A 23,911-nucleotide genomic window follows, 5' to 3' on the forward strand; every position below is an offset into this window, starting at 1 on the left:
CGCCAACGGGTTTCAGTCCCCTCCGCCGTCGGTGGATGCGGATTCAACGGTGGCGACCTTGCTGAAGCCGCTGACCGTCAACACGCGGACCAGCAACGGATGGACGATGACGCGCAGCTGGTCAACCGCGTCAGCCTGATCGAACAGCGCGTTGATACCGGCACTGTCCACGTACTTGACCGCACTCAGGTCGATGATGATCGGCTCGCGGGTGCCCGTGTTGGTGTCGGAAAGCGCCCGCTTGAAAACCTCGATATTGCTCAGATCTATCTCACCGGAGGCCGTCAACCGCGGCGTCCCGTCGGCACCGCGGCCGGTGTTCACGGTGAGCGGTGTCGCCATCACGTGATCCTTGCATGCATGGAGACGGTTGTGCCGGCTTCGCTGGATTCAATACTGCAATCCTCCATCAGGACACGCATCAAGGAGATGCCGCGCCCGCGACTGAATTCGGCAACCTGGGTCGGTGTCTTCCAGCCACCGGTGTCGGTGACAGTGAGCTTCAGCCGGTCGACGATCGCGGTCGCGCGCACCGACACGGTGCCCGCCCGCTGGTCACGGTGTCCGTGTTCGATCGCGTTGGCCACCGCTTCTCCCGCCGCGATGAGCACGTCTTGAATCTGATCGGCCTCGATTCCCGCCCGGGTGAGCCAGCCGCGCAACGCATTTCGGCTATCGGCCAGATTGCCGGGTTCGGCGGCGAACTCCAGCGACAACGGTGCCGGCTGCCGGTAGAGCAGCATCGCCACGTCGTCGGGATATCCGCCGCCGGGCTCCAACTGGGACATGAGCCGGTCGGCCACCTCTTCGAGCGAGTTCGAGCGACCACTGTGCACCAGGCCGGCGGCGCGGGCCATGCCGTCGTCCAGAGTGTGCCCGCGTCGTTCGACCAGACCGTCGGTGTAGAGCAGCAGCGTCGCACGCGGCGGCATGGTGGCTCGATTCTCCGGTCGCGGCCAGTTCGGACGCAGTGCGAGGGGGAGACCGTGTTCACCGCCGAGCAGCACCGTCGTGCCGTCCGCGTACACCATGATGGGCGGCGGATGGCCGGCGCTGGAGTAAACCAGGTCACCGGTTTCGAGCGTGAGTACCGCGCAGAACGCGGTGGTACAGCGGGCGCCGGGCAGACGCTCGGCGAAGCGGTCCAGGGCGGCCAGCACGGCCCCGGGATTGGGTTGCTCGAGCAGAAGCGCACGGCAAGCGCTGCGCAGTTGCCCCATCACGGTCGCGGCCCCCAGGCCGTGACCGACACAATCACCGACGATGAGCGCGACGCGCTCATCATCGAGTTCGACCACGTCGTACCAGTCCCCGCCGACCTGCAGCGGATGGCTCGCGGGCAGATAGCGCACCGCAAACCCGTCGGGCAGCGTTGCGGGACCCAGCATCGCATGCTGAAGCGCGACAGCGGTTTCCCGTTGTTCGTCCAGCTGATAGACCCGCTGCAGTCCCTGACCGAGCCGCCCGGCCAGCGCGGTGAGCAGGGTGTGGTCTTCCCGGGTGAACCGGCGCTGCTCGGACAACTCGATCCAGATGACCAGAAGACCGCGGGGATGCTGCGAGGCGATACCGGCCGCGCCCGCATCGATGGTGACGGTGCTGAGCAAATCCATCTCGCGCAACGACCCGATCTGCGCCCGCACCCGTGGCGAAAGATCCGCCCACGCTGCCGGTTCTCCCGCGCAGACCACGTCCGGAGCGCGTTCGGGGGCTGATCCACCGGCAAAGGTCACCGCGAGAACGCGCCTGGCCTGCCACACCCGGCGCAGCACCTCGGCGGCGCCCTGCAGCGCGTCTTTCAGCGTATCCGCTTGCGCCAGTTGTTGATTGAGCTCCGCCAGGGCACTCTGGCTCTGCACGGCGTAGTGCTCTGCGGTGACGTCGCGGAAGGTGCCGACCATGACGCGGCGCCCGGAGTCCGGATCGTCGACGTGGTTGTAGTTGACCGCGATCCACAGCCGGTGCCCGTCTCGGTGAGTCACCGGTATGGCCAGCGAACCGTGCGCTTTGGTGAGCGATGCGGCGAACTCGTTCTCGATGAACTCGCGGTCGGTGATATCGGTCTCGGGGTCCGGCCACCAGGGGTATGGGGCGTCGTAGGGCAAACCTTCTGGACCATAGCCCAGGATTTCGGTGAACGCTGCGTTGATCTCGATGATCGCGCCCCGTTCGTCGCCGACGAAGAAGGCCTCTTGCAGCGAGTCCACCAGCGCGGTGCGCCAGCGGGCGTGATAATTGCGCATCCGCGCCAATTCGACGTTGGCGCGCACCCGAGCCAGTAATTCTGCGGCGACGAACGGTTTGACCAGATAGTCGTCGGCGCCGGCCAGCAATCCCTCGATGGACGCCTCTTGTCCGGCGCGCGCGGAAAGCAGCAGCACGGGCAACGCCGCGGTGCGGGGATCGGCGCGCAGCGCCGCCAGCAGTTGCAGGCCGTCCATCGTCGGCATCATCACGTCGCTGATCACCAGATCGGGGACCTGGGCACGGATAACCTCCAAAGCCTGCTGGCCATCGCCGTAGCCGGTCACCTGGTAGCCCGACGATCCCAGCAGATTAGCCAGGTACGCCCGCATGTCGGCGTTGTCGTCGGCGATCAGCACCCGGGCCCGCAACCCGGCGCCCCCGGCCTGGGCCGGCAGCGCGGCCAGCACCGGTGCCGTCATCCCGGACTCACCGGGCAACCAACGCAGGGCCTCTTGCACGTACGGTTCGGAGATCGGACCGGCCGCCGCGCGGGTCTCGTGCGGTTCGGCCAGTTCGTCGGGCGGCAGGTGTGCGGTGCCGAAAGGCAACCGGATCGTGAAGGTGGTGCCCTCGCCCTCCCGGCTGTCGGCGGCGATGCTGCCGCCATGGAGCGTGACCAGTTCCCGCACCAGCGCCAGACCGATCCCGCTTCCCTCCGTGGACCGCGCCCGGGACGTCTCGATGCGGTGGAACCGCTCGAACAGCCGCGGCATCTCAGCGGCGGAGACGCCGACCCCGGTGTCGGCGAACGTGACTCGCGCGTGGCCGCCGTCACGGGCAACCCGCACCGTGATGGCGCCGTCGAAGGTGAACTTCAGCGCGTTGGAGAGCAGGTTGAGCACCACCTTCTCCCACATCTCGCGGTCCACGTACACCTTTTCGCCCAGCGGCGGGCAGTCCACCGTGAACGTCAGGCCGGCCTGATTGATTGCCGAGCGGAACACGCTGGCCAGCTCGGCCGTCAGGGACGCGAGGTCCACCGGCTCGAAGCGGGCCCGCATTCGCCCGGCCTCGATGCGGGAGAAGTCCAGCAGCGTGTTGACCAACTTGGCGAGCCGTAGCCCATTGCGGTGCACCAGGTCGAGTTCGTGGCGGGCAGACTCGTCGAGCCCGTCGGCGCGGCCACGCAACTCGTCGACGGGCCCCAGGATCAACGTCAGCGGGGTACGGAACTCGTGGCTGATATTGGAGAAGAAGGTCGTCTTGGCCCGGTCCAGTTCGGCGAGTTCCTCGGCGCGCCGCTGCTGAGCCTGGTAGCTGCGTGCGCTGCTGACTCCCGTCGCGAGGTATCCCGCCACCAGTTCGATGAAGCCCCGGTAACCGTCGTCAAGCTCGCGATACCGGTTCAGACCCGCCACCAGGAACCCGACCGGCGGGCCGCCCTGTTGCAATAACGGCACCGCCAGCGCATGCTTCGGCGGCTCGGGCCATGCGCCGGTGGGCAGATCCATTGCGGCATCGTCGAGTTCGATCAGTTCACGCTCGCCCTGTGCCGTCTTCTCGGCCGGCCACAATGCGTCACCGCCGAGCGGCAGCGTCTCCGGCGCGGCGGGATGCCCGTATGCGATCCCGCTGACACCGGCCAGGTGCGCTTCGCCGGTGTCGCTGAAGAGGTAGGTCAGGGTGAACGGCAGATCGTATGGGTTGTCACCGAGTTTGCCGGCGGCGAAGTCGAGCATCTGCCGCTCGGTGCGGATGACGCTCGGGTCAGAACCCAGATCCCGCAATGTCGCGATGCGCCGCTGCGCAATCACCCGCTCGGTGTCCTCGCTGACCACGCACAGCATCCCGACCACGCGCGCGTCGTCGTCGCGCAGCGGGCTGTAGGAGAAGGTGTGGTACGTCTCCTCGGGATATCCCGAGCGCCCCAGGATGAGCATCAACGCCTCGTCCCAGGTGGCCTCCCCGCTTGTCAGAACGCGATTGACCCGAGGGCCGATGTCAGCCCAGATCTCCGCCCAGACCTCGCTGGCCGGCCGGCCCAGCGCCCACGGATACTTGCGACCCAACGTGTCCCGGCGGTAGGCGGCGTTGCAGAAGAAGGTGAGCTCCGGCCCCCAGCCCATCCACATGGAAAACTGCGACGACAGCAGGATGTCGACGGCGGTACGCAGGCTCTGCGGCCACGTGTCCACCGGCCCCAGCGGGGTGGACGCCCATTCGACGGCAGCCAGATCGCGGCCTATCTCCTGGTCTGCGCGGAAGACCACTGACTCCCCTCTCGCATGAGGTTTACGGCGGAATGACCGTGCGCTGGCTGCTGAATGCGGTCGGAACCATACCCGACACTCAGTATGTCGAATCCTGTTCAGCGAGAAACGGGAGGTTTGTCGCTATCTCGCCGCCAGCGGAGTGGCGATGTCTTCCAGCGACTTTCCTTCGGCGTCGACGGCGAGGAACCAGGCGGTCAGACCACCGGCGATCATCACCGTCGCGCCGAGCAGATACCCGAGAAAAAGCAGCAGCGGTTTGGACCCGTCGCCGATCAGCGCGCCGTAGATGACCGGCCCGAGCGCGCCGAAACACTGGGCGATGGCGAAGAACACCGCAATCGCCTTGGCCCGAACCTCCAGCGGGAAGATCTCGCTGACGGTCAGGTAGGCCGCACTGGCACCGGCCGAGGCGACATAGAAGATGACGCACCAGGCGATGGTCTGTGTCATCGCGGTCAGTGCGCCGGCCTGGAACAGCGCCGCACTGACCGCGAGCAGCAGCCCGGAGAACAGGTAGGTTCCGGCGATCATCTTCCGTCGGCCCACCGTGTCGAAGAAATGCCCGATGGTCAGCGGCCCCAACAGGTTCCCCACGGCGAACGCAATGAGGTAGAGCGGCGTCGAGGCCGAAGGCACGCCGTAGAACTTGCCCAGCACCAGGGTGTAGGTGAAGAAAATGGCGTTGTAGAGAAACGACTGGCTGATCATCAGTACGGCGCCCAGCACGGCGCGGCTGGGGTAATCGCGGAACAGCACCCGGGTCAACGCCAGGTATCCGATCTCCTGGGCGGGCCGCAACTCGATGGCTGCGGATTCATCGACCGGCGGCAGCGTGGCACCGGTGTCCTGCACTTCCTGCTCGATGTGGGCGATGGTGCGCTCGGCATCGTCGGTGCGGCCGTTCATCACCTGCCAGCGCGGACTCTCCGGCAGGTTGCGCCGGACCAGCAGAATGACCACCGCCAGTACCGGACCGATCAGGAACGCCAGGCGCCAGCCCAGGCTCAGATCGATCGCCCGCAGGAAAACGAACGTGCCCAGCGTGCCCAGTACCGCTCCGGCCCAGTAGGTGCCGTTGACCGCGATGTCGACGCGTCCGCGGAACCGGGCGGGGATGAGCTCGTCGATCGCCGAGTTGATGGCCGCGTATTCCCCGCCGATCCCCGTCCCGGCGATGAATCGCGTGACGTAGAGGAAGGCGATCCAGGCCGCGTTGTTGCCCAGCGTCGCCGCGGTCAGGGCACTGCCCAGCAGGTATACGCCCAAGGTGACCATGAACAGATTGCGCCGGCCCAGCTTGTCGGACAGCCGCCCGAAGAACAGCGCGCCCGCCACCTCACCGGCCAGGTAGACAGTGGCGACGAACCCGACGGCGGCCGAGGACAGATGGAGTGTCTGCGGTTCGGTGAGCGTTTCGGCCACCGCGCTGGCCACCGTGATCTCCAGACCGTCGAGGATCCACGCCACGCCGAGCGCCACCACCATGCGGGTGTGGAAGGGCGACCAAGGCAGCCGGTCGATGCGTGCGGGGATCAGGGTGCGGATCGCACCGCCGCGCTCTCCGGACACCGATACGGTAGGTTCCTCACGATTTGGCACACGTCCTCGTTCCCGTCTGGGGGCAATAGAAAACATCTCTGGTCGGCTGGGCGATCACCCCGATCGTCCCGCGATCTGCTCGATGACGCGAGCCTCGCGAGCCGCCTTGTGCGCGCGCAGATCCTCGGTGGCCACGAACGGTCTCCCTCAACAACTAACCGGCCGAATTGCTTAGTCCGACAACGAGATTGATGGTGACCGCCAGAATAACCGCCCCGAAGAGATACGACAGCAACGCCTGACACAGCGCGATGCGGCGCAGTTGGCCGGTCTGCAGTGTGGTGTCGGAAACCTGGTAGGTCATCCCGATGGTGAAGCCAAGATAGAAAAAGTCCAGGAAACGAGGGTTATCGGTGGCATTGAAGTCGATGCCGCCAGCGGAGTTCGAGTAGTAGATGTCGGCATAGCGGACGCTGAAGACGGTATGGACGACGCACCACGCCACGGCGATGCAGACCACCCCGACCCCCGCGGCAACATTCTTCTCCACTCCGGCCTTCGAACTGGCGGTGAGCAGATGCGCCACACCGCCCAGGCTCGCCACACTCGCCGACAGGATGGCCACATCGATGAGCCAACCAGACGGCGGGTCCTGGGGCATTACGTGCTCGCGTGTGCGCTCGGCGTCCATCGGCAGCACGACGATCCACGTCCACACCAGGTAAACCGATGCGGCAGCGGTCCAGCCGACGCTTGGCGCGTACGCCCACCCGGCGGCCGGCGCGATGAGCAGCACGGCCACCACGCCAATTACGCCGGCCGCCACCAACCTCGTGGCGACGTGCCGCCGCCAGCCCTGTCCGGCTTCGTATTCCATGGCCGTCAACCTACCGCCGCGGCCACCGGCAGGGCGGCATCGACGGGCGTCAGATCGTCGGGAAGTCGGGCAGCTCTGCGGATTTCGCGGAAAGCATCGATCAGTGCGTCGGTGGCCTCATGGGGATCGCCGAGGGTGAGATCATCGGTCAGCACGGAGATGGCCAACTGGTCGACGTAGCTCCACACCGTGATGTTCATGCCGCTGCCGGCGACGATCGGCCCGACAGAATAGATTTCGTTGACCGTCGCCCCCTCGATGCGGCCGCGTTGGCGCGGCCCGGGCACGTTCGACACGGTCAGGTTCATGACGCTGGCCGACTCCCCGCGCCGGGCCTGGGCGCGAAACAGGGGCGGCGCCAACGCCGTCGGCAGGTAGGACATCCACGCGGGCAACACCGTGGGGCCGAGCAACTGGTGGTTTTCCTTGGCGATCTTGGTGGCCATCGACGTCAGCTCCACTCGTCGCATCGGGTCGTCGATGTGCACCGGCAACGACGGCGTCATGTAGGTGAATTCGTTGCCCGCCAATCGGTCCGGGTCGGGGTTGTAACTCACCGGCACCCCGGCGATCAGCGGCGCGTCGGCGTGCCCGTCGTAGCGCAGCAGTAATCGGCGCAAGGCCCCGGCCACCATGGCCAGTACCACGTCGTTGAGCGGCACGCCGAGCTGCTTGCTGGTCTCCTTGACCTCTGCCAGCGCCAGCGGCGCGGTGGCGAAGCGGCGACCGGGTGTGACGCGGTGGTTGATGAAGCACGGCGGCGGCGCGAAATTGCGCGCCAGGTCGGGGTGGGTGCCGCGCTCCCTGGATCGGCGCCGCACCCGCGAAACTCCTGAGGCCGTCTCGTTGAGAAGGCGGGGCAGTTTCCGGATCAGGCCGACGTGGTCTCGGGCCGCCCCCTTGAGCAGGTGGGATCGGGTGGCGGCTTCGGGCGGTGCGCGGTGGGGTTCGGGCTGGTGCGGCGCCAGCGCCTGCGCCATCTGGTTCGCTGAGGCCATTCCGTCGGCCAACACGTGGTGGACCTTGTGGATGATGGCGATCCGGTCGCCGGCCAGCCCCTCGGCGACATACATCTCCCACAACGGATGGTCGCGGCGCAACGGTGTGCTCGCGATATCGCCGATCAACCGGTCGAGCTCGCGGCGCCCGCCCGGCGCCGGCACGTGCGCCCGGCGCACGTGATAGTCGAGGTCGATGTCGTCGTTGATCACCCACATGGGGTGGTGCAACTTCAGCGGGATGTCCACCAGCTGATAGCGCAACGGCTCCAGCGCCATGAGCCGCTCATAGCCGACCGCGCGGAACAATTCAAAGCTGAAGTCCTGCTCCATTTTCGACACGTCGAGTATGCCGATCTTCAGCGTGTGCATGTGAATCTCCGGTGTTTCGCTGTACAGCATCAGGGCGTCCACACCGTTGAGTCGCTTCACATCCCTATTCCACCCCCTCGCGGGTTTCGACGCCAGAGCCGAGTCGCGGACGTAAACTTTGGTCGGTTGTCCGACTCGGAAAGGAAAATCGCCCGTGGCTTACGTGCGGGTGGAGCAGCGCCAGGAGGAGATCGTTGCGGCAGCGGTCCGGGTACTCACCAGCGTCGGGGTCCCCCGGACGACACTGCGCGCAGTAGCGGCCGAAGCGGACATTCCCTTGGGAACGCTGCACTATGTGTTCCCGACCAAGGACCGGATGCTGCGCGCAGTCATCATGGCGGTGATCGACGACGTGCTGGCGACGGTGCAGCCCGATCTCGAGCCTGATCGCGGGGTAGCACACGCGCTGCGGCACGGCGTGACCACGTTCTGGAACACGTTGGTCGAGCGTGCAATCGGACTGCAAATCATGCAATACGAGTTAGCCATGTACTCGGTGCGCAGCGAGGGCTCGGGCGGACTCGCCAAACTGCAGTACGACCGGTACACCGCACTGGTCAGCTCCCTGCTGGAGCAGGCGGCGCGGGCGGCCGGCGAGAGGTGCGCCGTCGACTTCCCGACGCTGGGCCGATTGACCATGGCGGCGCTGGACGGCCTGATCGTGCAGTACCTGGCCAGCACCGACGGCGCGCGTGCCCGGGCCGACCTCGACCGAGCCGTGGAGATGCTGGTGATGTTCGCCGACCCGCGGCCGGTCGGCGGCGAGGGCTGACGTGTTGCGCTGCGGGAACGTTCTGTGGCTTACTGGAGTTGGTCGGTTGACCGACTTATATCGGTTGAGAGAGGCAGAGGGCATTGGACTCGACGGTGGTGGTGGTCGGCGCGGGGCTGTCTGGACTGACTGCGGCACGCGAGCTGCATCGCCGGGGCGTCGACGTCGTGGTACTCGAGGCCGCTGATCGGGTCGGTGGACGCGTGCAGGGCGAGACCAGTGCGCTGGGGTCACGCTTCGACCTCGGCGGGCAGTGGATCGGCCACGACCACCACCGCGTCATGGCGCTGGCCAACGAACTTGGAGTGACCCGGTTTCGCATGCACACCGCGGCGCTGCCCACGGTGATCGACGGGCCGCGGCGAATCTCGCCCGTGAGTCCGTCCATGCTCATGGCCGCTGTGGTGTTGGCGGCTGTCGAAGTGCTGGCGCGGCTGGGAACGGCCGGGTGGAACGAGTCGACGCTCGACCGGTGGCTGAGCAGGGTGCCCGGTCGCACCGCTCGGCGGCTGCTCGAGGTGGTGGCACTGACGGCGTGGACGGCCGATCTCGACCGGTTGTCGGTGCATGCCGCCACCGACATGATTCGTCACCTGGGCGGTTTGTCGACGATCCTCGGGACCAAAGGCGGCGCCCAGGAATCATTGCTCGTGGAGAGCGCCGGGGCGCTGGTCGAGCGGCTGGCCACTGAACTCGGGCCGCGGGTCCGCACCGGGCACCGGGTGGTCTCGATCGGCCGCGGCGAGCGAGTCCTGGTTCGGACGGTTGCAGGAGATGTGCAGGCCGAGAAGGTGATCGTCACGGCGCCGCCGCCGACGGCTGCCCGGATTGCGTTCGATCCGGCGTTGCCTGCGAATCGGATGGCGCTGCAACGAAACACGTACATGGGATCGGTCTACAAAGCGATCGCCGTCTATCGGCAGCCGTTCTGGCGAGAGCGCGGCGGTGGCGAATTCGTCGTCCTGGGCAAACCCGGCAGCGTCTCGTACGACACCACCGCACCTGGGGGGCCGGGCCACCTGTGTGTGCTGGTGGGGGGCCCCGAAGCACGCGAGCTCTCCCGATTGGACCCCACGCAACGGCGTGCCGCGGTGCTCGGACCGTTGGCAGCACACATCGGCCCCGAGGTACTGCAGCCGGACGATTGGCATGAGAAGTCCTGGCATCTGGACGAATTCGCCGGAGGCGGCTATGTCGCGTTGCCGAAACCCGGCACTACCGAGGGATTCTCGCCGATGCCATGTGCGCCGGTCGGCGACATTCATTGGAGTGGGTCGGAGACCGCCCGCGATCATCCGGGCTACCTGGACGGAGCGATAGAAGCCGGCCAGCGCGCCGCGGCAGAGGTGCTGGCTGCCCTGGAATCATGACGTCCGTTACGCGGTCGGGGTAGCCGGCCGGGTAGGAATCCAAAGCGATTGCAGCGGAAGCACACCTACCGTCAGCGGGCAGACCGTCCTCCTCCGCCGGCGCGGCCGGCGGGGCGAAGTACGTCGCATGGAACGCGGCGCTGAAAGTCACCATTGTCCCGATGATCAGCACACCGAAGGGCACGGAGTAACGCGCCATCTCCTCCGCGAAATAGCGGCAGCACACCAACAGCGCCGCCAAGAATGCCGCCCCGAAGCCCGACAGGCCGATCCGCCACCTCATCCGGTCGCGCACCGGCTCCCGCAACGCCGACTCCACCGTCAGGCACAGCACGCCGCCCGCCAGCAGATCGACGCCATAGTGGTAGCCGAATCCGAGTGTCGCGGCGACGGTGCATGCCAGCCATAGCGCGCCGCTCATGCGCAGCCAACGTGGTCCACTGCGGGAGTGCAGGAACACCGCGAGCGCCCACGCGGTATGCATCGACGGCATGCAGTTACGCGGGGTGGCTTCGTCGAAGGCAATTACCCTGGGCGACAAATTGATTCGCGGCACAGCCTGCGGCCAGAAGTCGCCTACCTCGAATCCCCGGCCCGCGCTTCCGAACGCGAAGTCGGGGCCGACCAGCGGAAAGAACACGTAGATCAGCGGCCCGATCAGGCCGAGCACGAGGAACGTCGGTATGAGAAAGTGACGCGGCCAACCGCCGGTGCTGACATTGCGCAGCTGATAGATCGCGACCACCATTGCCGCGACGGGCAACTCGATGTACACCCAGTGAAATGCGGCGCTGAGAATCGGGCCGCCTGCGTGGACGAGCCGGCCCAACAGCCACGAAGGTTGTGCCAGGGCATGATCGGCCAACAGCGCGTACTCGTCCAGGACCACCGGCCGGACGATCGCGGTGATGCGCAACCAGGTATCGCCGACTTTGGTGGCGATGACGAGCAGCAGACCGAAAGCGACTCCCCGCGACGCCGTGCCGCGCTCCGACCTCGCCCAGCGCCGCCACCCGACGATCAACGCCAATCCGGTCAGCACGATCAGCGGCCCGTTGCCGAAGGTCAGGTGATCGCCGCGGGCAAGCCTGGACACCGCGAACACGAGATCGAGCGCCGCGGCGATCGACAGCGCCCAGAGGCGGCACCGCTGGGACACACCGACCATCGCGACGCCTAGCCCCACCCAGGGCACCGTCGCTGAGGACGGCGTAGCGATGTAATCGCTGAGCAGGCTGCGCAGCGGGCCCACGAAGCCTGCGCCGGCGGCCACGATCTGCAGCCCGGCCAGCACCACGGCGACCGCCACCACAGCACTCGCCGCCCCGAGTCGGGTCGCCCGGGCGGGCCACCACACCCGTCGCTGGTCGCCGATGAACACCGGACGAATAATAGGTGTCCGGCCGGTTTTCAGAGGCGTTACCGGCCGATGCCCGCCCCGGTGTGTCTAGCTGTGTGGGCGTTGCAGGACAGCGAACACCGGAACGCTCGCAGCGCTGACTATCGCATCGAGCAGGACGACACGATCCTGAGGCTCCGGCAAACCGGTCAGGACCGGGCCGAAAAACGCGCGGCCGTCGATCACGATGATCGGGCTGCCGGCTTCCTCTCCCAGAGCATTCCGGCTGGCTTCGTGCGCACGCCCGACTGCCTCGTCGTGCTCGGGCCTGTCGAGGGATTCGACCAGCGAGCCCTCGAACCCCGATTCGGCAAGGACATCGGCGACAACATCGGATGTGATCTCTTCTTTCTGGACATGCACGCGGCGACCGATCGCCTCGTAGAGGCGCGGGAAAGCCGCCGGACCGTAGCGGTCGGTGACTGCCGCGAAGAGACGTCCCAGTCGTCGTGACCGTTCCAGCATCTGCCGGTGTTGCTCGTCGACGTCGCCGCCTTCGTTGAGCACCGCCAGACTCATCTGCCGCAGCGTGACCGGCCGGTCGGTCTCTGCCGCTGCCTCGAGCAGCCAGCGCGAGGTCACCCAGGAGAACGGACATACCGGATCGAGATAGAGGTCGATTACTGTCATCAGTCCCCTGGCTTACCGTTATGTCAGCGTTCAAACATGCCTGAGATGTTGGAGCCGCCAGAACCGGGAACTGCGCACGCCGGACGCCGAGCCGAGGCTTGCGGCGCAATCAAGCCGCGCCGAACACCAGGGCGACGTTGTTTCCGCCGAAGCCGAACGACTCGGAGACGGCATAGCGGTAATTGCCGCGGCGCGGCTCCCCGGCGACGACGTCAAGGTCGATTTCGGGGTCGGCCGCGTCGAAATTCAATGTGGGCGGCACGATTCCGTCGCGCAAAGCCTGCACGGTCAGCACCGCTTCGATCGCGCCGGAGGCGCCGAGTGCGTTGCCCATCGCCGCTTTGGGCGCGTAGACGGCTGGCGTGTGGTCGCCCAGTGCCCGGCGGATCGCGCGCGCCTCGGCCACATCCCCGAACGTTGTACCGGTCGCGTGCGCGTTGACGAGGTTGATGTCGGCCGCTGTCAGCCCGGCCAAGTGCACGGCGCGGGCGATAGCGTCACCGGCACGCTCGCCGGTCGGGTCCGGCATCACGACGTCGCATCCGTCCGACGTAATGGCAGCACCCATCAGCCGGGCCAGGATCGGCGCGCCGCGCGCTTTCGCATGCGCCTCGGTCTCGATCACCATCATGGCGCCGCCTTCCCCGAACACCATGCCGTCGCGGTTCTTGTCGAACGGACGGCAGGCGCCGGTCGGGTCGTCGTTGTGCGTGGATAGCATGCCCAGCTGCCAGAAGGTGGCGACGGGCACCGCCTCGATCACCGTCTCAACACCGCCGCAAATCGCGATGTCGGCCTCTCCGAGGACGATGTTCTGCCAGGCGTGTGCGATGGCCGCGGTACCAGACGCGTCGGCCATCACCGGCGTCACCACGCCCGCCTTCGCTTTCAAGTCGAGCCCGACGACAGCGGCCGGGGCGTTGGGCATGTACTTCTGTACCGATATCGGCGAGACCGCGCGCAGGCCCTTTTCCTTCCAGATGTTGTGCCAGAGCGGGATGTCTTCGGTACTGCCCAAGCCCAATCCGACCGACACCATCAGCCGATTGGTGTCGACCTCGGGTGAGCCCGCCTGCTCCCACAGCCGCCGGCTCACCACCGCGGCCATCTTCTGCATGAAAGCGAACCGGCGCAGCTCGACGCGGCTCAGATGCTCGTCGAAGTCCTCTCGCAGGGGACCGCCGATGCGCACCGGCGAGCTGAACTCCGTGACAAACGGCTTATCGAGTTGGCGAATTCCGCTGCGGCCCGCCAGCAGCTGTTGCCAGGTCTCCTCGGCATCCGGCGCGAGCGAATTCGTGGACGCCACCGCGGTGACGACGATGTCGGGGAAACCCTCACCCGTCCTCAACGCTGCCATGCCGACCGCTGCCTCGTGTTGAACATCGACGTCACGTCCCCCTCCTGGAGCCACGCCTGTGCCACGTAACAACTTCCCTCGAAGCGACGATGAAAACGCGCCATCGCCTTTCGCATCATGATAATCAGCTTCGCTGAAACGCGAAAAGCCCTGTACTCAGCTGGTGAAGCGGCTTGCGCTCGGAGGACGGACCATTTCAGCGATGGACGATTGTCCGCTAGTTGCAGGAGCGTGATTCCCAGTCGCGCGCCTACCGACAGCTGGACAAGGTACTCAGTGTGCAGGCGGCGCGCCCATTGATCCTCCGCTGCTTCGATTCTTCGAGGAGCTGACACAGAGCGAAATCGCCGAGCCGCAGCGGATGTGCGCACATGCATCTCTCTCGCCTACCCGCCGAGGCTCTGCACGCGATGCGCAGCCGTGCCGACCTGCCCAGCCTGGCCGCAACCGGCTGACATGCCCGTGGAAGCGGCCCTTCGCCATCGAAGTCCTACCGGCGGCCACGCAGATCGCTTCCCCCCACGCGGTTGACTGCCAGCAGCCGTTGCTCAACCCAACGCCAGTCGATTCGCTCCTGTTCGAGACGCACTCGTTCACCCAGCCCCTCCTCGACCAGTTCGACGTAGAGGTCGTGCTCGTCGAGCGTCAGTCGGGTCAGGGTCGAGGTGGCCGGACGGTCCTCGCTCACCCAGCGGTCGCGATGGGCGAGCAGCGTCTCACGGTCCATCAGCACCGAGCGTGCCTGCGGGAGCCACGCCCGTAGCCGGTCGAGAATGGCGAATCCGTGGGTGTCGATGTCACCCCAGTAATGGACGTCGGCGTCGGCCAGCCATCGCAGCCGACCGACATTGTCGACGTCGAAGCCCTTGCCCCAGATCACGACGCCATCTTCTGGGATGTCGATGCTCAGATAGCTGATCTCGTTTTCCACGATGACGGCCGTGCGTGGCTCCATCCTGAGCCGTGCCAGCTCCTCGGAGCGCGCCGCCAACTCTGTGAGCGGATCCGGCAGGCCCAGCGACGGTGCGGGCCGCAGCCGAACCAACCGGTGCGGGCGGCTGGTAGAGCGGACGCTCGAACGGAAGCGCGATCTCGATGCCCGGCTGGTCAAGCTCGAGCCCGAAAGTCGGCGGGTTGGCGCGCAGTTCGAGCGCGGCGCTCTCCACGGTTCTGACCAAATCAAGCACTCGTCGGTTCTCTAGCCAAACCTGATCATCGAGGAAGCGGCGCAGCTGTTCGGATATCTGCCGGACGGTGCGCTGCGCTCGATCGGCCGCTTCAGACCAGTCGTGGTGAATACCGCGAATCCGATGGTCGGCTTCGATGGTCTCGAGGGTGGAAACCTTGGCAAGGAGTTCGGCGAGTTCGGCCTGGCGCGACTCGGAGAGCAGGAAGTCGTAGAACGCCTGGAAGCTCCGGCCCTGGTCCGAGCCGGCGATCTGCGAGCGGCTTCCGACCAGCTCGGTGAGCAGTTCGCCCTTGGACCCGTCCCAGGCCGCGATCTTCTCTCGCGCGGCCCGGTCCAGGAGCCGGAAGTTCTCTTCGACCTCGCGAAAGTCCGAGAGCAGTTCCCGCGCCGTACTGGCGAGCTGTTGGTAGCGGTCGCGCACCCCGGTCGCGTCCAGGACTTGAACCACCCCGGCCTCGACGGCCGCGATCTCGGCGTCGAGTTCGTTGCGGCGGCGCCTCAATTCGGCCAGCCGCACATCGGGTTCGGCTTCGGTGCCGTGCACGATCTGGCGCAAAAGCTCGACCACCGTGTGCAGCCGGGACTCGGTCCCCACGAAGGACCGGCCTTTGAGGCCGATGACCCACGCGTACGCCTTCTCGAACGCCGGTGTCACCTCATAGTGGACTTCGTCGTCGCCGGCGGGGTAAAACCGTCGCAGGTACGCGGCGTCGGTGGCCGCCCAGTCCTCCAAGTAGGACCGAGCGTCCTTCGGAAACCGTTCCTGCCCGTTCTCGGTGGGGATCTCGGTGTTTAACGCGTACAGCTGGTCGTCCAACGCGGCCGCGACCTGGCTCGCCGGGCAAGCGCCCCGGTTGCCCTCGACGAAAAACGCCCCGAGAAAGGCGAGGATCAGCGTGGCATTGCCGGCCCGCAGCAGTCGCCAGGCGGGATGCCGATCTCGCAGCGCGTCGATCGTCGCGTATTCCACGAGTAGAGCGTAGGCAAGGTCACCGACAGGTTCGGGGATCGCGGCCCGGAAACGGGTGCGCGTCAGACTTGTAGGTAGTCGGTTCCGGCCATAAACCCCGGCGAATGCACAGCACCCGTCGCCACCATCATCAATTGCGGTTCGGCTGCTCAAACCACAGCAGCCCGCCCGGCTCAGTGGTACCGATGTCGTACCCCGCCAGCCACAAGCCAAAATCCGTCTCATACCAGTCGACGGACCCCTGCGGCACGTCGACGGCGACATACGGGTTGCTGTCCTCGCTCTCGCCGCGGTGCGCAGCAGCTCGACCTAGACAGAATGGGCACTCGTCGTGGTTATCGAACAGCTCCAGTGCCCGGTCAGTGATCCGCACTTTCCGGCCGTCAAGCAGCAGCTCACAGTCCTCGTCGTCAGCTTCCTCATCGTCATCGTCGTTCACCGCGCGATCGTCACACTCACCCGGTGACAACCGGGCCTGCTTCAACGGGTTAAGTCCTTGTGCATCCCGACGTCTTTCCGTCGACCAAATAAACGCCGCGCCCGCGGCGGGTTGCGCCCCGGCAGACATCGCACTGCCCAGCGCCGCGGTATTCGACCTAAACCGAGGTTGCTACAGCAACGCGTCGGGGCGATGCCAGCGCACGTCCGGGAACCGACCAAAGTCACTGTCGTAGGAGACCACGCTGCCGCGATGCTCGATGGCCAACGCCGCCAAGTGAGCGTCATTGACCAGGTTGGCCCCAGCGCCCACCGCCGCCAACATTTTGCTCAGGATCTCGGCGTGACGCGGCGTGGGCTCGACCGCCACGGCTGTTGGCGCGCCCAGCCAATCAGCGACCTGTTCCATCGCGGCCTCCGGCGGCAGCGGCGAGGGAAACAACCCCTGTCGGGTCACCAGCCGCACGAACGCCAATAACGGGACCCAGGCGAACCCCACCGCATCTGAACCCGACAACGCACCGTCCAGCCATCGTCGGGATGCCTCGTGATGTTCGCTCGACGAATTCACCGCGTACAAAAGAACATTGGCATCGACGAGCTTCATGCACGGCGCCGCTGACGGCGGATCAGTTCTTCGTCCTCGAGGTCGGCAGCGACTTGCAGCGCCCGATCAAGGTTGATCGCCGGTACGCCGAGATCGGCAGTGCGAGTTGCGAATTTGTTGGCCCGAGGGCGCTGGGCGGCAGCATCGCGGACGGCGTCGTTGAGGGCCTTCTTGAACGACACTTGCTGTTCCTTCATTCGGCGGCGCAACAGTTGAACCACATCGTCGTCGAGTGTCACCGTAGTCCGCACATTTGACAGCATAGCATCAGAATTAGTGATGCTGTGCTGTCAAATACCGGCGAATCCGGCCCGCTGGCGAGGCCACGGCTCCAGATTCCTGCGCACCATGGCCTCCTCAACACTGTGATCACGGCCAAGAGTGGCATTACGGGACGTGAAAGGTGAGCCGGACCTTCTGAGTCGGATCGAGCGGAAATAAGGGTGGCTGGTGCGGTGTAGTTGTCACCAGCGCCAGCCACGGATCGCCAACAACAAAGTGTTGGCGGGCGGGTTGCCGATTCCGGCCGATATCGCCCACCCTGGCCCACATTGCCAGTCAGCTCGATCACCGTCGAGCCCGACTCCCGCTGTGCGGCGCCACTTTCCGGAGCGGCTCGCGATTTCAGATATTGGCGGCGCTTGGTGCGGTTCTGAGGCGGGCCGCGATTGTGACGAGTTGGTCGCGTGTCAGGGTGTCTGAGACGAGGAATACGAATGTTCCGTCGCGTTCGAGGTGGGCCTGGGCGTGCGGCGATTCGGCTGGGGCGACCCGGACCGATACTTCATCACCGTCTACCTGCTGCCAGTTCTGACCATTGATCAGTCCCCCGTAATGGCGGGAAGCGTCAGCCGCGGCCATCTGTGTGATCGATATGCTCTGGTGTCCGTCATCGGAGCGGTAGCTCAGGGAAACCAGCGCCGGAGTGGGTGGGCGCTCAGCGGCTGCCATGAACACGCAGTGAGCCTGCCAGGTGGCAGGTATGCGGTCTGGCATCAGAACGGTGAAGGGCGCGCGTTGTTGGGCTTCGGTGAGGGTGGTGTGCTGCAGCTGGTGGCGAGCTTGGTTGGGCCGGATCTCTTCGCCTTCCGGCGGCTTGAAATGGAAGGTCTCAGAGGGGATCGGCTCGTCGAAACCGATCGCGAGCGCGCTGATCTGATGGAAGGGTTGCTCGTCGCGGATCGCGGTGACGGACAGCAGAACTCCGCGTTCCCGATCGACCTCGAATCGGTAGTGCTGGGCGCCGGTGCCCAAGGCGTGCAGCTCGCCGAACAAGTTCCGGTGGCGTGGATCGGATGGACGAGGTATGGCGGCGGCGGTGATGGTGGCTCGACCGGCAACCTGGGAGGTCCCCGTGCCGCGAAAGTGCAGCGAACCGAGCAGCGATGTCGGATTGAGCATCACCTCAAGTTCCTGGCCGATGCCGCTGCCGACGCTTGGATCCTCCTGGTTGCTCATTGCGCCGACGCGCGCATCCCAGAACCACCACAGCGGACCATCAGCGACGCCGTAGTAGCCGTCCCGGGATCCTCCGTGACGCTCTTCGCGAAAGCGCTGACCATCGCGCCAGATATCCACCGTTTCTTCGGTCTCCGTGGGTGCGGGATCGCCGCTCCCGCCGACATAGATGCTGCTTATGCTGCTGATCGAAGCGCCGCTACGCTTCTGTTCCGCGATGTCGGCGCGGAACGCCGTGCCTAGGCGCTCTTCGTGGCGCCAGGTGCGGTAGGTCGCCCGGACGGTGCGAAACGAGTCGGCAGCGCCGTGCAGCAGCACCAGTAACGCGCCGAGCTCGACCTCATCGCCCGGCGTATGGCGCGGCTGGCGCGGCACCTCGGACACCAGATGAGAGTAGACCTCGCTCGTGGTGAATTGGCGCGGGCCACGGCCATATGCAGACCCACACGACCGCCACGGGTCCGGGTAAGTAGGCGAGGCTGGCCGGAAGCAACGAAGGTCCTATTGCAGCCGGAGGCGAGATCAGCGGTTCCCGTCACATTCTTTGACCTGATCCGTTCGCATACGTCATCGCCGGCACCACGACACGCGGAATGCCGTTGCGAAGCGGTGTTTCACCCCGTCGGCGGATTGGCGGTATTGACCTGCGCCGCAGGAAAACTCGACAAGAGAAAATATCTGCGCGGCCGTCGCGTCAGGCATCTGTGCGGACTTACCGCTTAGACATGAGTCGACGCGCCACCGGTCGCCACTCGGCTCAGCGCGCCGAAACGGCTGCCGGCGGCAACGCCTTTTCGGTGCGTCAACATGAGAAAACACAACGAGAACACACTTTCCGTTACCGATGCTAACGCTCCAAGATTGTTCCCCACCGGCATAGAAAATGGCCCTCAGGCTTGCGCCTGAGGGCCATTTCCGCTGGTAGCGGGGACAGGATTCGAACCTGCGACCTCTGGGTTATGAGCCCAGCGAGCTACCGAGCTGCTCCACCCCGCGTTGGTAAACGCAAGGTTACCCAACACCGCGGACCTGTCCAAATCGCGTGCTCACCAGCCCTGACCCACCACAGACGGCCACAAAATGCGTTGCGCCCACCTCATACGGGGGAATACCGTTCAGCAGCCAACCAAAAGTTCCAGGAGACCGTCATGCCCGAACAGCTCGGGCCCAAGCTGCTCAACTTCGCCACCGACATCGCCGGCAACACCGTCGAGCAGGCCAAGGTCACCGCGTCGATGCCGTTCGTGCACCCGCACGTGTCGCTGATGCCCGACGCGCACCTGGGCAAGGGCTCGGCCGTCGGAACCGTCATCCCCACCAGGGGCGCGGTCATCCCCGCGGCGGTCGGCGTCGACATCGGCTGTGGCATGGTCGCGGCCAAGACCCGGTTCACCGAGCGGGATCTGTCCGCCACCTTCGGCGGTGACTACCGCTCGAAGCTTCCCGCGCTGCGCCAGAAGGTGGAAGACGCGATCCCCCTCTCCCCCGGCAACTACAACAAGAGCCTGCAACGGTTCTCGTTCACCGCCGCAAAGCACAACGAGCTGCTGGACCTACAGCGCGAACTCGACGTCGACCTGTCGCACAGCCCGAAGTGGATGCAGCAGTTGGGATCGCTGGGCGGCGGCAACCACTTCATCGAACTCTGCCTGGACACCGACGACAACGTCTGGCTGTTCCTGCACAGCGGTTCCCGCGGCGTCGGCAACAAGATCGCGCAGCGGCACATCAAGATCGCCCTTGACCAGTGCAATGCTGACCCGCAGATCAGGCTGCCGAACAGTGATCTGGCATACCTTCAGGAGGGCATACCCGAATTCGACCGCTATATCCGGGATTTGAGATGGGCGCAGCGCTTCGCCCACCTCAACCGTGCCGAGATGATGGACCGGTTCATCCACGTGTTCGCATCGTGGTTGGGCACCCAGGCACAGCGGGTGGAGATCGAGCGCATCAACACCCACCACAACTACACGGTGCCGACAACGATCGAGGGCGAAACCGTGTGGCTGACCCGCAAGGGCGCGATCGACGCCACCGAAGGCAAGCTGGGCATCATCCCGGGATCGATGGGCACCCGCTCATACATCGTGCGCGGCAAGGGAAATGCCGAAGGCCTTTGGTCGGCTCCGCACGGGGCGGGACGCCGGTTCAGCAGGACCAAAGCCAAGCAGCTGTTCACCGAACAGGACCTGGCCGAGGCCATGCTGGGGATCGAGTACCGCCACGGCAAGGAGTGGATCGACGAGATTCCGCAGGCGTACAAGGACATCGATCAGGTCATGGTCGACGCCGAGCCGCTGGTCGAGGTGGTGACCTCGCTACGGCAGATCATGAACGTCAAGGGGCAGTGAGGTCAGCCAGCGGCCATCTTGACGCGGCGAGGGTCCGCATAATGCCACGAATCACGGCGTGTCGACGTACAGACGCGCGCTCTCGCGGCCCCAAACGCGCGCTCGCGCCCCAAGCGCGCGCGAGCTACTTGGTGTTGTTGAACTTCGCCATGGCTTCGTCGAGGCGCTGCAACGCCGAACCATAGGCGGCGAAATCGCCCTTCTTCTGCGCGTCCTTGACCGCGCCGAGGGCGGCTTGAATCTCCTGCAGCACAGCGGCTTTCGCCGCGGACAGGGTGACCGACCCCTCGGGAGGCGGCGGCACCACGGCCGTTTGAGGCGGCGCGCCGGGACCGCTCGCCGGGGGCGGAGGATTGGCGGGCGGGGTGGCCGGCGCCCCGGCCTCGGTCGGCTGGATACCGGTCGCGGTCGCGCCCGCGCCGGGCCCGAACAGCGTCGTCAGCGCATCGCCGACGGTGGGCCCGTACCCGATCTTGTCGTTGTACATCATCGCCACGCGAATCAGCCGCGGATACGACGACGCCGCGTCGCTGGCGCCCGGCGAAGCGTAGACGGGCTCGACGTAGAGCAGCCCACCCTGGCCCACCGGCAGGGTCAGCAGATTGCCCCAGCGGATGCGGTTCTGATTGTCACGCCCGATCACGCCGAGGTCCTGGGAGACCGCCGGATCGGTGGTAATCGCGTTATTGGCCAGTTTGGGGCCGTTGACCTGCCCCGGGATGGTCAGCACCGTGATCCTGCCGTAGGTCGCGGGATCGGAACTGGCGCTGATGTAGGCGGCCAGATAGTCCCGCTTGAACCTGTTCATCGCGCTGGTCAGCTGATAGGACGCCGAATTGTCATTCTTGGCAATGTTTTTCGCGACGATGTAGTACGGCGGCTGGTAACTGCTGGCGGTCGGGTTCGGGTCCAGCGGCACGTCCCAGAAGTCCGAGGTGGAGAAGAACGTGACCGGGTCGTTGACGTGGTACTTGGCCAGCAGCATGCGCTGCACCTTGAACAGGTCTTCGGGATAGCGCAGGTGCTCGGCTAGCTCGGGGGTGATGTCGCTCTTGGGCTTCACCGTGCCCGGGAAAACTCGCATCCAGGCCTTGAGCACCGGGTCGTTTTCATCCTGCTGGTACAACGTCACCGTGCCGTCGTAGGCGTCGACGGTGGCCTTCACCGAATTGCGGATGTACGACACCCGCTTGTCAGGGGCCAGCCGGTTGAACGCCACTTCGGTCGAGTCGGCGGTCGCCGAGGACAGCGAGGTGAGCTCGGAGTACGGGTAGTTGTCCAGCGTGGTGTAGCCGTCGATGATCCACACCATCCGCTTGTTGACGATCGCCGGGTACACCGCGCTGTCGGTGGTCAGCCAGGGCGCCACCGCCTCGACCCGCTGCGCCGGGTCGCGGTTGAACAGGATCCTGCTGTTCGATCCGATCACGTTGGAGAACAAGAAGTTTCGTTCGGCGAACTTCGCGGCGAACACGCTGCGGGATATCCAGCTGCCGATCGCTACCCCGCCGCTGCCGGTGTAGGTGTAATTCTTCGTCTCGGTGCTGGTCTCGTAGTCGTATTCGCGGTCGGCGCCGGTCTTGCCGACGATCGCGTAATCGGCCGCGGCATTGGCGATTACCGGTCCGTAGTACACCCGCGGCTGATCCAGCGGCGCCGGGCCGTCAGAGACGACGCTGCCGTTGGCGCCGACCACGTTGACCAGAAACTCCGGATAGCCGCCGTTCTGATTGGGGTCGTTGGCGATGCCGCGCACGGTGTTGGCCGGCGACGCAATGAAGCCGTTGCCGTGCGTGTAGACGGTGTGCCGGTTGATCCAGTCGCGCTGGTTGTCGATCAACCGGTCCGGGTTGAGTTCGCGCGCGGCGACCACGTAGTCGCGCAGATTCCCGCCGCGGTCCTGGTAACGGTCGATGGACAGCTGGTCGGGAAAATAGTAGAAGTTCTTGCCCTGCTGGAACTGAGTGAACGCCGGACTGACGATGGTAGGGTCCAGCAGCCGGATGTTGGAGGTGGTCGCGCGGTCGGCCGCCACCTGCTGCGCGGTCGTCTGCCCGTCACCGGTGTAGTTGCGGTAGCTCACCACATCCGGCGTCAACCCGTAGGCTTGCCGGGTCGCGGCGATACTTCGGCTGATGTATTCGCTTTCCTTCTGCGCCGCATTGGGTTTGACGCTGATCTGCTCGACGATCAGCGGCCAGCCCGCGCCCACGATCAGCGACGACAGCAGCAACAACACCAGACCGATCGCCGGAATCCGCAAGTCGCGCAGCGTGATCGCGGAGAAGACCGCAGCCGCGCAGATCACCGCGATCGCCATCAGGATCAGCTTGGCCGGCAGCACCGCGTTGATGTCGGTGTAGCCGGCCCCGGTAAATGGCTTGCCGCCGCGGGTGTGCGACAGCAGCTCGTAGCGATCCAGCCAATAGGCAACGGCTTTGAGCAGCACCAACAGCCCGACCAGGCTGATCAGCTGAATACGCGCCGAGCGGCTCAACGCACCGGCCCGTCCCGAGAGCCTGATCCCGCCGAACAGGTAGTGCGACACCAGGTTCGCCACCAACGCCAGGAACACCGCCACGAACATATAAGTAAGCACCAGCCGGTAGAACGGCAGCTCGAAAGCGTAGAACCCGAGATCCTTGCCGAACTGCGGATCGGCGATGCCGAAGTCGCCTCCGTGCAGGAACAACTGGATGCGCACCCAGTAGCTCTGCGCCACCACGCCGGCCAGCACACCGATGGCCGCCGGGACCCCGATACCCAGCAGGCGCAGCCGGCTCAGCACCACCGCCCGATACCGCGCCACCGGATCGTTGTCGTTGCTCGGAACGAACACCGGACGGGTGCGGTAAGCCAGCGCGAGGCCGCCGAAGACGATGCCGCCCACCAGCAGCCCCGCCACCAGGAACACCACGATGCGGGTGATCAGCACGGTGGTGAACACCGAGCGGTAGCCGAGCTCACCGAACCACAGCCAGTCGACATAGGCGTCGATCAGGCGCGGGCCGGCCAGCAACAGCACGATCACACCCAGTGCGACCAGGATCAGAATCCGGCTGCGCCGAGTCAGCTTAGGCATCCTTGCGGCGGGCCGCATTCCCACTAGCTACGCTCC

The 23,911-nt window shown here is 65.8% G+C and carries 15 protein-coding genes, 1 tRNA gene and 3 pseudogenes; 3 read left to right on the forward strand and 16 right to left on the reverse strand.

Going from position 1 to position 23,911, the window contains the following annotated elements; all coding sequences use genetic code 11:
* Positions 1 to 12 precede the first annotated feature (12 nt).
* From ACX9NE_RS04360 to ACX9NE_RS04380, 5 genes are all read right to left on the reverse strand, one after another.
* Positions 13 to 342: an STAS domain-containing protein gene (locus ACX9NE_RS04360; protein ID WP_459360471.1), complete on the reverse strand. Its 330-nt coding sequence runs from the start codon at positions 340 to 342 to the stop codon at positions 13 to 15.
* Positions 342 to 4,457, reverse strand: coding sequence for a SpoIIE family protein phosphatase (locus ACX9NE_RS04365; RefSeq protein ID WP_459360472.1), 4,116 nt, complete (start codon positions 4,455 to 4,457; stop codon positions 342 to 344). Before ACX9NE_RS04365 ends, ACX9NE_RS04360 begins: the two co-directional genes overlap by 1 nt.
* 123 nt (positions 4,458 to 4,580) lie before the next feature.
* Complete coding sequence (locus tag ACX9NE_RS04370) at positions 4,581 to 6,029, reverse strand: MFS transporter (RefSeq protein ID WP_459360473.1); 1,449 nt, start codon at positions 6,027 to 6,029, stop codon at positions 4,581 to 4,583.
* A gap of 184 nt (positions 6,030 to 6,213) precedes the next feature.
* On the reverse strand, positions 6,214 to 6,876 hold the full coding sequence (locus tag ACX9NE_RS04375; protein WP_459360474.1) for a DUF1345 domain-containing protein: 663 nt from the start codon (positions 6,874 to 6,876) through the stop codon (positions 6,214 to 6,216).
* Between the two features lie 5 nt (positions 6,877 to 6,881).
* On the reverse strand, positions 6,882 to 8,306 hold the full coding sequence (locus ACX9NE_RS04380; protein ID WP_459360475.1) for a WS/DGAT/MGAT family O-acyltransferase: 1,425 nt from the start codon (positions 8,304 to 8,306) through the stop codon (positions 6,882 to 6,884).
* A 94-nt stretch (positions 8,307 to 8,400) separates the two neighbouring features.
* On the opposite strand from ACX9NE_RS04380, the gene ACX9NE_RS04385 reads away from it, so the two are divergent.
* Positions 8,401 to 9,018 (forward strand): TetR/AcrR family transcriptional regulator, encoded by a 618-nt coding sequence (locus ACX9NE_RS04385; RefSeq protein WP_459360476.1) that lies wholly within the window; start codon positions 8,401 to 8,403, stop codon positions 9,016 to 9,018.
* Positions 9,019 to 9,101: 83 nt separating this feature from the next.
* Positions 9,102 to 10,388, forward strand: coding sequence for a flavin monoamine oxidase family protein (locus ACX9NE_RS04390; RefSeq protein ID WP_459360477.1), 1,287 nt, complete (start codon positions 9,102 to 9,104; stop codon positions 10,386 to 10,388).
* Positions 10,389 to 10,722: 334 nt separating this feature from the next.
* Here ACX9NE_RS04390 and ACX9NE_RS04395 read toward each other — a convergent pair.
* The 10 genes and pseudogenes from ACX9NE_RS04395 to ACX9NE_RS04440 form a co-directional block, all read right to left on the reverse strand.
* Positions 10,723 to 11,769, reverse strand: a pseudogene (locus ACX9NE_RS04395) (DUF5933 domain-containing protein); the annotation flags it as partial.
* 66 nt (positions 11,770 to 11,835) lie between these two features.
* The gene (locus ACX9NE_RS04400; RefSeq protein WP_459360478.1) at positions 11,836 to 12,417 is read right to left on the reverse strand and encodes a mycothiol-dependent nitroreductase Rv2466c family protein; all 582 of its coding nucleotides are present in this window, start codon (positions 12,415 to 12,417) and stop codon (positions 11,836 to 11,838) included.
* A gap of 109 nt (positions 12,418 to 12,526) precedes the next feature.
* The gene (locus ACX9NE_RS04405) at positions 12,527 to 13,777 is read right to left on the reverse strand and encodes a KasA/KasB family beta-ketoacyl-ACP synthase (RefSeq protein ID WP_459360479.1); all 1,251 of its coding nucleotides are present in this window, start codon (positions 13,775 to 13,777) and stop codon (positions 12,527 to 12,529) included.
* 490 nt (positions 13,778 to 14,267) lie between these two features.
* Positions 14,268 to 14,825 (reverse strand): annotated as a pseudogene (locus ACX9NE_RS04410) (Wadjet anti-phage system protein JetD domain-containing protein); the annotation flags it as partial.
* Positions 14,821 to 15,936 (reverse strand): annotated as a pseudogene (locus ACX9NE_RS04415) (DUF3375 domain-containing protein); the annotation flags it as partial. The pseudogenes ACX9NE_RS04415 and ACX9NE_RS04410, both read right to left, overlap by 5 nt.
* A gap of 130 nt (positions 15,937 to 16,066) precedes the next feature.
* On the reverse strand, positions 16,067 to 16,375 hold the full coding sequence (locus tag ACX9NE_RS04420; protein ID WP_459360480.1) for a hypothetical protein: 309 nt from the start codon (positions 16,373 to 16,375) through the stop codon (positions 16,067 to 16,069).
* A gap of 171 nt (positions 16,376 to 16,546) precedes the next feature.
* Positions 16,547 to 16,981 (reverse strand): TA system VapC family ribonuclease toxin, encoded by a 435-nt coding sequence (locus ACX9NE_RS04425; RefSeq protein ID WP_459360481.1) that lies wholly within the window; start codon positions 16,979 to 16,981, stop codon positions 16,547 to 16,549.
* Complete coding sequence (locus ACX9NE_RS04430; RefSeq protein ID WP_459360482.1) at positions 16,978 to 17,232, reverse strand: antitoxin; 255 nt, start codon at positions 17,230 to 17,232, stop codon at positions 16,978 to 16,980. The genes ACX9NE_RS04425 and ACX9NE_RS04430 overlap by 4 nt, the downstream gene beginning before the upstream one ends.
* Positions 17,233 to 17,605: 373 nt before the next feature.
* Positions 17,606 to 18,823 (reverse strand): DUF4245 family protein, encoded by a 1,218-nt coding sequence (locus ACX9NE_RS04435; RefSeq protein WP_459360483.1) that lies wholly within the window; start codon positions 18,821 to 18,823, stop codon positions 17,606 to 17,608.
* A 535-nt stretch (positions 18,824 to 19,358) separates the two neighbouring features.
* Positions 19,359 to 19,435: transfer RNA gene (locus tag ACX9NE_RS04440), tRNA-Met, on the reverse strand.
* A gap of 152 nt (positions 19,436 to 19,587) precedes the next feature.
* On the opposite strand from ACX9NE_RS04440, the gene ACX9NE_RS04445 reads away from it, so the two are divergent.
* Positions 19,588 to 20,793: an RtcB family protein gene (locus tag ACX9NE_RS04445; RefSeq protein ID WP_459360484.1), complete on the forward strand. Its 1,206-nt coding sequence runs from the start codon at positions 19,588 to 19,590 to the stop codon at positions 20,791 to 20,793.
* Positions 20,794 to 20,917: 124 nt separating this feature from the next.
* Here ACX9NE_RS04445 and ACX9NE_RS04450 read toward each other — a convergent pair whose 3' ends face one another.
* Positions 20,918 to 23,899: a UPF0182 family protein gene (locus ACX9NE_RS04450; RefSeq protein WP_459360485.1), complete on the reverse strand. Its 2,982-nt coding sequence runs from the start codon at positions 23,897 to 23,899 to the stop codon at positions 20,918 to 20,920.
* Between the last annotated feature and the right edge of the window lie 12 nt (positions 23,900 to 23,911).

It is taken from the genome of Mycobacterium sp. ML4, from assembly GCF_054515735.1.

What these genes read in the sequence shown, in the direction of transcription:
- ACX9NE_RS04405 (WP_459360479.1), bottom strand. Translation starts at nt 13,777, where the DNA reads ATGGCAGCGTTGAGGACGGGTGAGGGTTTCCCCGACATCGTCGTCACC.
- ACX9NE_RS04445 (WP_459360484.1), top strand. Translation starts at nt 19,588, where the DNA reads ATGCCCGAACAGCTCGGGCCCAAGCTGCTCAACTTCGCCACCGACATC.
- ACX9NE_RS04400 (WP_459360478.1), bottom strand. Translation starts at nt 12,417, where the DNA reads ATGACAGTAATCGACCTCTATCTCGATCCGGTATGTCCGTTCTCCTGG.
- ACX9NE_RS04375 (WP_459360474.1), bottom strand. Translation starts at nt 6,876, where the DNA reads ATGGAATACGAAGCCGGACAGGGCTGGCGGCGGCACGTCGCCACGAGG.
- ACX9NE_RS04425 (WP_459360481.1), bottom strand. Translation starts at nt 16,981, where the DNA reads ATGAAGCTCGTCGATGCCAATGTTCTTTTGTACGCGGTGAATTCGTCG.
- ACX9NE_RS04360 (WP_459360471.1), bottom strand. Translation starts at nt 342, where the DNA reads ATGGCGACACCGCTCACCGTGAACACCGGCCGCGGTGCCGACGGGACG.